Source organism: Vreelandella sp. H-I2 (assembly GCF_052959335.1).
In genome coordinates this window covers 465,403-478,198 of sequence record NZ_JBRAMC010000004.1, presented here as the reverse complement: position 1 = coordinate 478,198, position 12,796 = coordinate 465,403, and the positions used below count along the sequence as shown (strand labels likewise).

Here is a 12,796-nt window from a genome sequence, read left to right as displayed (position 1 = left end):
AACCTACTCTTTTAGTTACAGGGGCGCTGATAATGCTCTACCAGGAACAGGCAGCCGGTGTGACGGTACGGTAGGTCGACATGGCCTCTTCCATCGCCTGCTGCAATGCCTCGATGCGCGACCCGTGGGCGGGGTGAGTAGAGAGAAACTCAGGGGGCTGGCCACCACCGGCGGCTGCCATATTGCGCCACAATGCCACGCTTTGTTGCGGGTCGAAACCTGCCCGCGCCATGATCGCCAAACCCATTAGGTCGGCCTCCTCTTCATGGGTGCGGCTGAACGGTAGGCTGATGCCGAGCTGGGCGCCGAGGCCCAAGGCCTGCATCAACTGTTGGTGCCCTAAATCACCTTCCCCCAAAAAACCGACCAACAACAGCACCGCCTTAATGCCGAGTTGCTGGGTAAGTCGCTCATTGCCATGCTCGGCCAATACATGACCGACCTCGTGGCCGATCACTGCCGCCAGCTGGGCCGGTGTCTCAGCTACCCGCAGCAGGCCGGTATGCACACCGATGCGACCCCCAGGCAGGGCGAAGGCATTGGGTGAAGGATCGTCAAAGACGACTACTTCCCATACGCTGGGCGGGTTGACGGCCGGGTAGCTTGCCTCGGCGGCGGTCACTATCGCCTGGGCCACACACTGTACTCGGTGATTGATGGCCGCATCATGCGATACTGGCTGGTGACGACGCATCTGGTCGAAAGCGTCCTCGCCCATCTGGCCCATCAGGTTCTCGGGTACCAGCGCCAGCTGAGAGCGCCCAGTTGGCGTCTCCTCGCAGCCAGCCAACAGTATAAGGGGGAGCATGAACAATAGGTGCCGAAGAAAAGATAGACGCATCGCATTTCTCAACAGTCAATTAAGGCAACGTCACTTGGCTGACAGAGCGATGGTTGTCAAATAAAAAGGGCGCCTCTGTCAGCATCTTGAGGTTAAGTATCTCAGATGATGACAGGGCGCCCCTAATGAAACGTACTGTGTTACAAGATTTTTGGTTTCACATAAGCTTAGACGTAGAAATCCAAATCCTCTTGCGCTTTCAGCAGATCCCGCATCTTGATGGGGTCATCACCGAAGAAGAAGACCAGCCCCCAATGAGTCCCGAAGGCCGACCGGTCAGGAACCGTTTCTTCTGCCGGCGCGACCAATTCATGTGATTCAAAATAGGGGTGATCAACGCATTCTGGAGGCATTTCCAATTTGCTGACAACACGACGGCGCGGGTATACACCAAAGCAACCCGCATAGCCTTTCGCATCGACCACTTCTTTGGGGAAGAATGCTGCTACTTCCTCTTTGGTGCTTTTCGGATCGAACACCAACATTGACGCTTGGTAGGCATTGAACCCATAAGCCCGTTCAATCAGCTCAAACGCTTTGAAACCGGGTGGGCGGTAGGCCACTTCGCCAAAGTACATTTCGCCATCCGCCGTGACAAAGTACTCGGGGTGAATTAAGCCGAACTGGATGTCGAACGTCTTGATCAATAACTCGATTTGCTTAGTGATCGCGTTACGCCAGCTCTCGAGCTCAGCCGTTGCGGGCACGAATACCGAATAACCCAACGTGACGTATTCTGAAATATTCAGAAACTGGATTTTGCCATCATGGATCCAGGCTTCAACCGCGAATTCCCAGCCGCTCAAGTGACTTTCCATTAGCAATGGGTATTCTTCGTCCGGGATATTATCGATTTCTTCTATGGTGCGAATCATGCGGTGGCCGAGACAACCGGCCTTGTCGAATGCCTTGACGTGAATCGGGTCGTCTGGATCGCCATCGAGCTTGAGCAGCGTTTGGTTGACGCGTTTCATAAAGCGAACGATGTCTTCTTTTTCGTGCGCTTCTTCGAAGATCCCGACGCGAATACCGCCAAGCTGAGCGCGGCGCTTCATTAGAGCTTTGTCACGAAACAGTATGGACTGCCCATACATGCGGGGGCTATCCATGAGAACCGAGTTGATAGCGCCGGACCATTCCACGGTTTCTTCGAACAATGGTATCGCTACATCAACGCCTTCCGCCTTCAACCTTTGCGCAATCTCAATGGACCGATCGTTTAACCGGATAAAATCCCACGAGATATAAGGTATATTGTTGGCAGTGCAAAAATCTTCTGCCCATTCTGGAGCAACGACGACATAGCGACGGTCAAACTTTTGCGCAGCCTTGATCGCATTAACGCTCCAGCCAAGCAGGGCGATATAACCCTTGTTTGGATCCTTGGGGGTCTCGGTTCCTTTAACCGAGTCCATTTCTGGATCACGCCAGGCAGCTACAGCTTCGGGTAATTGCTTTTCTGATGTTATCGACATTCGATGTTCTCCTTGGCTGGTTAACCCAGGTTGACTGCGCCGAGAATGAGGCGTGTCAGATGAGCTGAGCCGTAGCCAGTATTATTCAGAGGCAATTGAGTAAGCCAGCGTTGAGGTTCTTACCGACCCTATGTTTATACCAACCTAGTCGAGTTCGTTACAGTTAGCAATTAAACTGTAAACCATCTGTAAACGGCTGCGAGGCTCTACCAGTATTGCCATCAGGTTATGTTCGGTGTGATCGGAGCCATTACTATGGCAACCTACCGTTCAGTTAGGCATTGAATTTGGGACCAGGCACTACTAGTTCATGGGGCGGGATGCAGATGGGTAAAAGCAACTCACAGTAGGTTAATAACAATAAGCGTGAACGTTGCACCGAAGATCACAAGCGCCAGCAGGACCAGCACTCCGTCATGCACAACGAGTGAAAGGCCTAGCGCCAGTAATGCCAGCCCAGCAGCCGAGGATGAAAACGGCACCAGTTCCATGAATGGCATAAATAGACCGACGACGACACAGATTGCGGCAATCGCATAGCTACCACCATTTCGCACCAGAAAGGTTAGCCGCGGCTTGAGAACCCGGTCTATACCACGTGCCGGTTTGTTGAGCCAATCCAGCACTTTTTGCAGCTTGCCGTGCTCAACCGAGCGGTTGAGAATGTAATGTGGCAGCCAGAATTGCTTCCGGCCAAACAGCATCTGAACCGCTACTAGCAATACGAACGACGCCATAAATATTGACATGCCTGGCACGCCACTCAATGGTGAAAAAAGAGTGATGCCGATAAGCATTAATAGTGGCCCGAAAGAACGACTGCCAATTGACTCAACGACCATCCCGATCGAGACCTGATCGTTGTGTCGTGTCAATTCACCCACTCGTTCGAGCAGTTGTTCAAGGTTTCGTAACGGCTGGTTCATCCATGATCTCCACGTACTAAGCGTTAAATTAGCCACTACTATTTGGCGGTGATGTTTATTTAACGGTGATGTTGTTTTCCACCGTTTTCACCTGATCATGGTCTTGGGCGATCGCTTCAGCCCGGTCGCGCTGCTGCGAGGTTTCAACAAAACCATTCAGAATGGCTCGATCGCCATTCAAATCCACGTCAATGGCCGAGCCGGCCAAATCTGGGGCCTCGAGAAGTTGGGCTTTGATCTGAACCGCTTCGAGTGAATCTTGTTGCTCGAGCCTTGCGGATTCATTAACCGGCGAGCCGGCACAGCCGACCAGCAATGTGATTAAGAGCAGGCCGCCTACTATCCAACGATTGTACCCGTGGCGTTGACACATCATTCGGCATCTCCCTCTTGTATGGCCTCGCGAGATCGACTGATCAAGCCTTGGCAGTGTTCCATGTCGGGGCCTGCGCCCACATCTACTAGCGGCAAAAGAGCCGTGAGCGGACCGGCAAGGGCGCCAAGTGCCGCGCTTGCACCTGCGCGCATTATAAGCTCTTCACGATGTACGCCCGTTTCGATATTAGCGAAGGTGCCGCCCAGATGAAGCGGCGAGCGACCGACAAAGAGGCTGGGGTCGTGGGGGTGGGCGATGATACTGACGTCTAGGCGTTCCGTGTTCAAGTCTACTTGGCCACCCACGGTGAATGTGGTGTCGCCAGTGTCCACCAAGAACGTGTCCAGTTGGGTAATACCGTCTCTTACCTGTAGATCAGCGTAAGCGCAATCAATGGGGATTGGGTCGCGCCCTCGCGCCCAACTCAGAAACGTCTGGCCGGCATCGAGCCCCGCCATCTCCACGAGCAAGGCGTCGAGTCTTCCGCCGGTCATCAGCAGGACCACGCCGCCATCTGCGGAGGCCAAAAGCGCTGCAATCGAAGAACCTTCTACCCAAAGTTTGCCGCGCCCCCCGATGATGCCCACGCTGTCATCGGCCAGATCCCAGTTGCGTAAAGCATCGTCGAGATCGACTCTCTGTACTTCCACCTGCATCGTGCCACTGGGAGGGTTGGTGGTGGCATCCAAATCGAGTGTGAGATCAACACTTCCTTCGCCGAAGCCGAAACTGACGGGGTCGAACTGTCCGCGCCCATCTTCAAGAACAAAATCGATCTCCACATTGCTCAACGGCACGTCACCCGCCCGCACAGAATCGCCCTGATAGCTTACATTAGCGGATACGCCTTGCCACGCATCGGTGATTATCTCGGTGTCGGGCAATACGAAACGGTCGTTATTGTCGATCTCCTCTGGCGTGGCCCCGGCAAGGAAACCCAGGTCTGCAATATCGAGATGTGTGGAGCTAAGCTCGCCACTCACGTGAAGAGGGCTGACATTGGTATTGAGTGTTAAGCGGCCATTGAGATCACTATCACCGATGCGTCCTTGCATCTCGGTAAAGACCCAGCGCTGGCCTTCTAGATCCAGCTCTCCCGATACCGAGTAGGCGGGAAGCTCCGGTAGCGCAATGCCTAGCAGGCGGCTCAGGCGTTGCGGGTTCGGCCCCTCAATAGCGAGTGAAAGGTTTAACCCTTCCAGCGCCAGGGGGCGCTGAAGCGTGCCCCTTAAACTAATATTTGTATCGACGATATCCGCTTCGAGATCCACGGCATAAGAGAGGTTCGGGTCGCGGGCATTAAGTAGGGGATCTCCTTGCAAGTTGAAGGAAGCAGGCGCACCGTCGTAGCGGCCTTCCCCTCGCATGTGAAACGTTTGCGACGCTGCGTCGGTACCTTGGGTCTCAATATTCAGTGTCAGGTCGGTACCGGCTTGAGGATCGCTGAAACGCAGCTCCGAAGGATCGAACGCAAGTTGGCTGATGAACGGTAACAGCAGATCATCGCGTCTATCGCTTGGGAGCGTTCCGCGCATTTCCAGGTGGAGTTCGCCTGATACTCTGCCCAGCCGGTCTTCGATAGGGCTAAAGGTATCGCCCAGCCTGGCCAGTGAAAGGTCGTTCACATTGATGTCCAGGCGACCGGAGGCGGTTGGTTGTGTCGCATCCAGTGCAAGGTTAGCGGTAAGTGAGCCTTCACCCAGGCGAAACTGGATTGGATCCGCTTGTAGCCTGCCGTCCTCAAGTTCTGCTGTTAGCGCGAGCTCGCCTAACGCCAGGCCGTTAGGCAGCACCAGCGCATCCGCCTGTAGGTTAAGCTGCCCATCGAAGCTGCGTAACGGCGCCAAAAAGGAGTCATCCTGGGCATCGCCAGGTTGAGTCTCATCACGCTGGGCTTCATCGTCGGCTTCCTGGGTAGTCTCGGAAATCAGCTGAGCAAGGTCGATATGTCCGGCATCAAGGTCGACGTTTACCACAGGACGTTCGTTGCTGAGTACCTCTACACTGCCAGCAACATCAGTCGAACCGATTTGCCCTTCAACCCCGCTGGCTATCCATTCCTGGTGATCGCGCCGCAAGCGACCGGCGAGTCGAAAGTCAGGCAAAGAGGGCAATACCGGGCCAATCCAGTTTTCCAGGGCTTGAGCGTTATCCGCCTCGAGTACTACCTCTGCGTCAAACGTCTGCAGGTCTAATAGTGAAGCCAGTGTCGTGTCCGCCTGAGCGAATACGCTGTTTGAAGTGGCTTCGGCCTCAAACGGATAGTCCCGCTGTAAGGTGCCTTGCTCTAGGTCGATCAACCGGGTTAATGGCGCCCCCCTGGCCTGCAACGTCAGTGGCTTGTCACGAAAGGTACCATCCACATTTAGCACTAGTTCCGGTGGCTCTGTCTCACCAGAAGTCTCAAGTGTCGCCTCAAGGTTGCTACCCGCCTCGGCGTTACGGTAAGCCAGACGAGCATCGACGATACGCAGATGGGCTAGCAGGGTGTCGGGCTCGAATGTTTGGCGCTGCTCTAGCGGTTGAAGCTCAAGAGCGAAATCGGCGTCCAAAACGTCGCCAGCCGGCAAGGCACTGCTTAGTTTTGTTAGCTCCAGGTTCTGCAGGGTAATCTGAGCGTCTGCGAAAAACCTTTCAGGGCTGCTGGTTAGGTTGATCCCTGCTTCGACATGACCGTCTGCCACGTCGAAGGTAAGGGGCTCAAGTGCCACCGAGTGTTCTGCCAGCTGTACCTGGGTGTGAATATTCTGAAGCTGGGCTTCCTCCATCAAAAGACGCTCTACAGACAGAGTAACGTCGCCGCGTAAATTAGGTAACACGGGCACCGAAAGGCCTAACTGCTCCTCCGATTCGGGCAGGGCTGAACGTAAAGCCGCAACGTCGAGTTGTGACGAGTTCAACTGGCCGCCAAGGCTCGGCGTTTCACCAGCGGTATCCATTGTCAGTTCACCGGTTACCTGGCTGTTGGCGACGGCGGTATCGATTTCGTGCAAACGCCATTCACTGCCTTGGCGTTCTAGTTGGGCTGCGATCTCAAGGCTTTCCAGCTCGACCTGAGGTAATTCCAGCCATTGTGACCATTCGGCAAGATTATTCAGGCTTACCTCGATGCTCGCTTTAAAATGATCGAATGCTGGCGCTTGGGGAAGCTCGAAAGTGCTTGTGAGTAGGCTATCTCCCGAGCTGAGAGACGCATCACCCTCGAATGCCTGGGCATCATCGAGGAAGGCGGCGATGGGATCCGTTTGCGCTTCCAGCTCGAACTCTTTCTTTTGAAATGTGAGTGTCGCCTGGGTATGCAGTGCTTCGTCATCCGCTTGCAACTGGAGAGATGAAATGGTGATGTCGAGTGAGGTTTGAGTTTCAGCGGGCCAGTAACGCACTTCTGATTCAGACACTGAGAGGTTACGGATATCGACAGGAGAGGCGTTACTTTCCTCGGCTTGTGTTTGTTGGTTGGTTTGTTGGTTGGCTTGCTCGTCGTCACCAAGCGTCCAGTTACTTGATCCCTCGGCGCGCTGTTCCAAATTCAGGGTCGAACCGGTAACCGCAATGTCCTCTAGTACCATGTCCCCTTGCAGCAAATCGCCAAGTGATGGCGTAACGCTGATCTGCTGTGCTTCAAGCATGTGTGGTGACGCGGCCCATTCGGGGTTATCGAGTTCAAACTCATGAAGTGACAGCTGCGGTTGAGGAAACAAGCTAATCTCTACATCACCGTGGATAGCCACCGTACGCCCGGTGGCTTCCTCAATTCGTTCGGTGATAGTAGGTTTTAAAAAATTCCACGACATCAGTTCTACAGCCGCAATGATAAGCGCCACTATGATGATCGGAACAAGCAACCACCACCTTAGAAATCGAAAAGCTCTATGTTGCATAATGTTGACTACCTTACGCCGTGATGCGTACGTGTATTGCTATCTTGGCATGCGCTAGGCCCATTGTCGTATATTTCAAATATAGCCCTTCAAAAATGGCCCTTTAATAAAATAATATAGCCATTCAACCTAAGATGTACATGTCGTCCGAGGAGCTAAATTGATATAGATTAACAGTGTCTATTTATTTCTATTTATGCTTTGTTATAGCTTGTAAATTAGTTATAAAATAGATTGTTAATATTTTTTAAATAGTCGTTATTTGAATGAGGGGAATGATGTTAAGTGGAGTTTCGTAGATTCCTCCTTTATCTCGGAAAGCCATTTATTTCATGTGTTTACGCTGTAAATCAGTTGTTAAAGACGAGTCGAGTTGCTTTCATAAGCTAAAATACCTCCCTTTACAGGAGAAACTATCTTTTCTAACTTGCAGTTACACCAACAGACGGGAGATACGAAATGTCAATCAAACGGAATGTTTGTGTTACTACATTTGCGCTTACTGCTACTGCTGCCGCGCTGCAAGCTCAGGCCCAAGAAGAGATACGTCCTTTAAGCGATTGGGATTATGAGGAAGTCTATGAACAGGGCGGTATAAGAGCTGACAATTTAATGGATGCCGAGGTCTTTGGTGAGAACGAAGAAGAAATTGGTAGCGTCGAAAATGTGTTAGTTACCCAGGACAATAAGATTGCCGCTATTATCGCCCAGGTAGGTGGTTTATGGGATATTGGCGATACGCATGTCTTGGTTCCTTGGGATGAAGTTGAGCTACATGAAGATGGCGTTAGGGTACCTGTAACAGAAGAGAACGCCGAGGATTATGGGCTTTTCGCATCTGGCGAATATATTACCCAAGACGACCTCAGCCGGACCCAACAAGTAGATGATGACCTTGAAACCGGTTCGGGGGTTTGGAAGCTCACTGACTTGCTTAATGACTATGCAACGGTCGGGGAAGGTGTTGGCTATGGTTACATCGATAATATCCTCTTCTCCCGTGAAGGCGAGGTTCAGGCCGTCATTGTAGAGTCTGATAATAGTTATGGCACTGGGCCTTATGGTTACCCCTTTTATGGGTATGGATATGGCTGGAATCCAGGTCAATCTTCTTACTACTTACAATACGGTGAAGATGAAATAGGCGAAATGGAGGACTTCGACTACGACAGATATGATGGATTATTAGACGACTAATAGTTAAGTGCTTTAGCGATTATCGCTAACCTTTGAGGCCGGTTTCTTAACGCATGTACTGCTACTACGCAGAATGCTATAAAGAAACCGGCCTTAAGTATGGAGAGTTAAAAAGAGGGAAATAAAATGAGACTGAACCATAATATATTGCCACTCACAACAATATTCATGATCACTTCTTTAATACCTATGCAAAGCCATGCGTCAGACGAGCATGCATCAGATAACATAGCACAGGCCAATACACAGGTTGATCAAACTAATTTAAGCGAAGCTCAAGAGCTTCGGTCCCTTGATGAATGGGATTATAGTGCGCTGTACGAACAGGGTGGATTTCGCGCAGAGCTACTATTAGAAGCAAAAGTGTTTTCTCCTCAAGAAAATGAAATAGGAGAAATGGAAAATATCGTTCTTGATCAGAAGAATCAGATTGTCACGCTTATTGCTGAAGTGGGTGGTATGTGGGACAGCGGTGATCGGCATGTCGCCATTCCTTGGGATGAAGTCGAGTTTTTTGAAGCTGGCATCAAGGCCCCAGTCCGACAGGATAATGTGGAAGAGTACGATCTTTTTACTAATGTAGCGATTGGTGAAGCCTATATCCATAAACAGGAATTGGAGCGCGTTAGCCGGGTAGAAGAGGATGTTTCGACAGGCCCGCAAATCTGGAAGATATCTGACGTTATCGATGATTATGCCAGCCTGAAAGGAGGCAAAGGGTTTGGGTATATTACCGATGCGCTGTTTTCAAGCGAGGGTATTATGCAGGCTATTATTATTAACCCCTCGAATGTCGAAAATGGAAAAGGCGGTCCTCGTGCGTATCCCTTTTATGGTTATAGCGAAGGCTGGCGCCCTGGCGACTCTCACTATCTACTTCCTTACTCCAGAGAGGATGCCAAAGAGCTACCGGTTTTTGACTATGAAAAATACGATGGTGTTTTGAATCAATAAATCGGATTTTGCCTTACGGCAGGGGAGACGTTGCGGGGTGGATAAGGAGATCTCATGGCTGAGCAAAACATACTCATTTTGTCCGGGGGAAGCGCTCTCGGCGCCTACCAAGGCGGCGTTTATGAAACGCTATTCGAGCGAGGTTTTCATCTTGATCAAGTTTTCGCTGTCTCTGCCGGTGCGGTCAATGCGGCTCTGATTGCTGGTAACCCACCTGAGAAACGTATCAGTGTTCTTCGCAGTTTTTGGGATACTGCTGCCCAAGATGGCGCCTGGGCGTTTAGGCCTGCTTGGTCAACAACCTGGAACGGTAAGCGCAGGCGTGCGCTGCAAAGCCTGCTACTTGGGAGCCCTGCTTTCTATCACGCACGGTTTCCAGGCTTCCTATCGATGTTTCCGGGTATGCCCAAGGATACAGGCCTCTACGATCTTGCTCCCTTGCGTGAACGCTTAAAACGGCTGGTCGATTTTAAGCGATTGAACAGTGCCGAGATTAGGTTGGTGATCATCGCCGTGGATGCGAATAGCGGTGAGGAGATACGTTTTGACAGTGCCAAGTCGCCCATCACGATTGACCATTTGCTGGCGAGCTGTGGATTTATTCCCTTTTTTCCGCCGACCCGGGTCGATGGTCGGTTAGTGGTGGACGGGGGCATGACCTCGAATCTTCCACTCGAAGCTGCCTTGGATGAGCCGACGTCGGACGAACGGCTATGCATTGCAATAGACCTATTCCGGCGCCTTGGCCCCGAGTTTAGGACCGTTGGGCAGTCGATGGACCGGCAATTGGAACTGCTCCTTTCGAGCCAGAGTTGGAGAGCATTGCAGAACTTTCGTCAACGCCATGAATTGCGCAGCCAACTGCGGCTACTAGGTAGCCAAGTGCCGGAACAGCAACGCGGAGACCCCGGCTTGGCATCCGCCCTGGCGGAGGGAGCAAAAGCCGAGAAAGCGATCACGCTGCTCATGCTTAGCCACGCTGGTGTGCCGCACGATACCGAGATGCGAGCCTTCGATTTCTCGCGCCCCTCCCTAGCTGAGCGGTGGGAAGCTGGCCGGTCAGATATGAGCCATGCCCTGGAGACGCTGGGTTCTCAGCGCGCTGCTCCCGGTGAGTTTAACGTCCACGCTTTCAGTGGTAGCGACGCTGTGGCATCAGCATAAAAGCATCATAAATTAACCCTCTGCTGGACAATGCTTACAAGTCTGGTCGCTCTAAGCTGCTGAATACCCTGCCTAGTGGTGCCTCGTTCCAAAAGAATGCTTATTGTCTGCTACCTTGGTTAGTCCCTACTGGCTTAAATAAGGAGGTAACGTGGCAAGGACGAACCATGAGCTAGAGATGCATTTTCGTGACAAGGTGCCTTCACCCCCTCAAGGTCGCGGTCGTTTTAAATGGTATGGTCCCGGCCTGCTTTGGATGCTTTCTGCCGTAGGTACGGGGTCGATACTCTTTACCCCACGCGTAGCGTCTGCCTACGAATACCAGCTGCTCTGGATCCTGCTCGTCGTCGTGCTGTTTATGTGGGTCATGATTCGTGAAATGGCGCGCTATTCAATCGTCAGCGGGCACACCATGCTGGAGGGCATGCACAGCCTGGGAGGGCCACGGGACTGGGCGGTTTGGGTGATTTTTGTACCTCAGCTGCTTGCCGCGGGGATAGGCATCGCCGGGCTAGCCGCCGTAGTGGGTAGTGCGTTGGGCGAATTTCTTCCTGGATCTAATACGCTCTACGCCATTGGGATGGTGGTGTTTTCTACGCTTTTCACCGCCACAGGTCGCTATTCTCTGATCGAGTCCTTTAGCCGATTAATGGCGTTGGCTCTGATGGTCATGGCCATTGTCACGGCGGCCATTGTCTTTCCGGCTCCGCAGAAGGTCGCCCAAGGTTTGATGCCTGGGATGCCGGATAACCTGGACCTCTATGTGGTCCTGCCATGGGTGGGTACGATTCTTGCTGGCTCCATGGGCATTGTTTGGTTCGGATATTGGACCGCCACCCGTGGTTTTGGCGGTGGTTTGCAGGGGCGTGAACCCGACGATGAAGTGCCGGAAGCATCGCGCAAAGAGCTTCAGGGTACGGAGAGCGAAGCGATGGACACCCGCCTTGCTAACGCGCGAGGTTGGATACGGGTGATGACGAAAACTGCCGCACTGGGGGTAGTGGGTGGTCTTGTAGTGATTTTCTCGTTTTTGGTACTGGGCGCCGAGCTACTTGCCCCCGAGGGGATCATGCCCGAGGGGCCGGAAGTGGCGGTAGATTTGACTAGCATTTTTTCTGACGTATGGGGCGAGTTCGGCAGGTATCTGTTGTTGACGGCCATTGTGATTGCTCTGGGTGGCAGTATCCTGGCAAATCAAGACGGTTGGGGCCGTAGTTTCGCTGATATGACCCTGATACTCGCTCGAAGTCAGCGCAACGACCAGGGCGCCGGTGCTCTGCTTAAAAGCCTGGATGCCCTAGATCGAAAGTTGCCTTGGCCGCTGTTCGAGCGTCGCTGGCTTAAGCGTATCTACATTATTACGGTGACCGGGCTGGTGCCGGTGATCATTCTGATGCTGTTCAGTGACCCGGTACAGGTAATGTCGGTTTCGGGCATCATTGCTGCCGCCCACACGCCGTTTATCGCGCTGACAGCGCTCTATGTGAATAGGTCACGGCTTCCCTCCAGCCTGCGTCCAGGGATTGCCGCGACGGTGATCATGGGGCTTGCCGGGCTCTTCTATTTCGGCTTCGCCATTCTCTACTTGTTGAACATGTTTGGGATGTTTGGTGGCTAGTCTTGCCAACTCGTTCCATGGTACCTGTAACTCCAGGCCGCAAGGCTGGAGTTACTTGTGGCCTTCTCAGGTAAGCATCGACGAGGTAAATAATGCCGCCCGGTCTATGGCCCTACTCGATAGCATGAACTCCCCCATGCCTCGATTTTGTTAATAGAGGACGTTTTGTACTCATTGCTCCGGTGTGACCCTAAGGTTTACAGCGTTTCGCAACCTGCCAACGGCTTTGGGAGCGACCTCTAGTGTTGCATTTGCGACTGACCGCCAAATTCGTGCAATAGTTTTGTCGCTATCCGCCCTGTTCATGCCAATATACGACCAAAGAGCAATGCCCCCCTGCACGAGTGAGTATTCACGCCAGTAA

9 protein-coding genes are annotated in these 12,796 nt (G+C 52.5%); 4 read left to right on the top strand and 5 right to left on the bottom strand.

From position 1 onward, the window contains the following. Positions 1 to 37 precede the first annotated feature (37 nt). The 5 genes from ACUVOF_RS12860 to ACUVOF_RS12840 form a co-directional block, all read right to left on the bottom strand. On the bottom strand, positions 38 to 808 hold the full coding sequence (locus ACUVOF_RS12860) for a M48 family metallopeptidase (RefSeq protein ID WP_447044735.1): 771 nt from the start codon (positions 806 to 808) through the stop codon (positions 38 to 40). 200 nt (positions 809 to 1,008) lie between these two features. After that, positions 1,009 to 2,316, bottom strand: a complete 1,308-nt coding sequence (locus tag ACUVOF_RS12855) for an ATP-grasp domain-containing protein (RefSeq protein WP_447044734.1) — start codon at positions 2,314 to 2,316, stop codon at positions 1,009 to 1,011. 341 nt (positions 2,317 to 2,657) lie between these two features. Then, positions 2,658 to 3,242: an exopolysaccharide biosynthesis protein gene (locus tag ACUVOF_RS12850; protein ID WP_447044733.1), complete on the bottom strand. Its 585-nt coding sequence runs from the start codon at positions 3,240 to 3,242 to the stop codon at positions 2,658 to 2,660. Between the two features lie 55 nt (positions 3,243 to 3,297). Next, a complete protein-coding gene (locus ACUVOF_RS12845) occupies positions 3,298 to 3,618 on the bottom strand; it encodes a BON domain-containing protein (RefSeq protein ID WP_447044732.1) in 321 nt (106 codons plus the stop codon). Then, positions 3,615 to 7,499, bottom strand: a complete 3,885-nt coding sequence (locus tag ACUVOF_RS12840) for an AsmA family protein (RefSeq protein ID WP_447044731.1) — start codon at positions 7,497 to 7,499, stop codon at positions 3,615 to 3,617. The genes ACUVOF_RS12845 and ACUVOF_RS12840 overlap by 4 nt, the downstream gene beginning before the upstream one ends. Before the next feature lie 459 nt (positions 7,500 to 7,958). Here ACUVOF_RS12840 and ACUVOF_RS12835 point away from each other — a divergent pair, with 459 nt between their 5' ends. The 4 genes from ACUVOF_RS12835 (at position 7,959) to ACUVOF_RS12820 (ending at position 12,432) form a co-directional block, all read left to right on the top strand. Then, the gene (locus ACUVOF_RS12835) at positions 7,959 to 8,696 is read left to right on the top strand and encodes a PRC-barrel domain-containing protein (protein WP_447044730.1); all 738 of its coding nucleotides are present in this window, start codon (positions 7,959 to 7,961) and stop codon (positions 8,694 to 8,696) included. 126 nt (positions 8,697 to 8,822) lie between these two features. Next, positions 8,823 to 9,650, top strand: coding sequence for a PRC-barrel domain-containing protein (locus ACUVOF_RS12830; protein WP_447044729.1), 828 nt, complete (start codon positions 8,823 to 8,825; stop codon positions 9,648 to 9,650). 54 nt (positions 9,651 to 9,704) lie between these two features. Beyond that, positions 9,705 to 10,814 (top strand): patatin-like phospholipase family protein, encoded by a 1,110-nt coding sequence (locus ACUVOF_RS12825; protein WP_447044728.1) that lies wholly within the window; start codon positions 9,705 to 9,707, stop codon positions 10,812 to 10,814. 151 nt (positions 10,815 to 10,965) lie between these two features. Continuing rightward, positions 10,966 to 12,432: an Nramp family divalent metal transporter gene (locus tag ACUVOF_RS12820; protein WP_447044727.1), complete on the top strand. Its 1,467-nt coding sequence runs from the start codon at positions 10,966 to 10,968 to the stop codon at positions 12,430 to 12,432. Positions 12,433 to 12,796: the final 364 nt, after the last annotated feature.

Bases quoted from the DNA above. Each gene is read 5' to 3' on its own strand.
- ACUVOF_RS12855 (WP_447044734.1), bottom strand. From the start codon at position 2,316: ATGTCGATAACATCAGAAAAGCAATTACCCGAAGCTGTAGCTGCCTGG.
- ACUVOF_RS12860 (WP_447044735.1), bottom strand. From the start codon at position 808: ATGCTCCCCCTTATACTGTTGGCTGGCTGCGAGGAGACGCCAACTGGG.
- ACUVOF_RS12850 (WP_447044733.1), bottom strand. From the start codon at position 3,242: ATGAACCAGCCGTTACGAAACCTTGAACAACTGCTCGAACGAGTGGGT.
- ACUVOF_RS12845 (WP_447044732.1), bottom strand. From the start codon at position 3,618: ATGATGTGTCAACGCCACGGGTACAATCGTTGGATAGTAGGCGGCCTG.
- ACUVOF_RS12835 (WP_447044730.1), top strand. From the start codon at position 7,959: ATGTCAATCAAACGGAATGTTTGTGTTACTACATTTGCGCTTACTGCT.
- ACUVOF_RS12825 (WP_447044728.1), top strand. From the start codon at position 9,705: ATGGCTGAGCAAAACATACTCATTTTGTCCGGGGGAAGCGCTCTCGGC.
- ACUVOF_RS12830 (WP_447044729.1), top strand. From the start codon at position 8,823: ATGAGACTGAACCATAATATATTGCCACTCACAACAATATTCATGATC.
- ACUVOF_RS12840 (WP_447044731.1), bottom strand. From the start codon at position 7,499: ATGCAACATAGAGCTTTTCGATTTCTAAGGTGGTGGTTGCTTGTTCCG.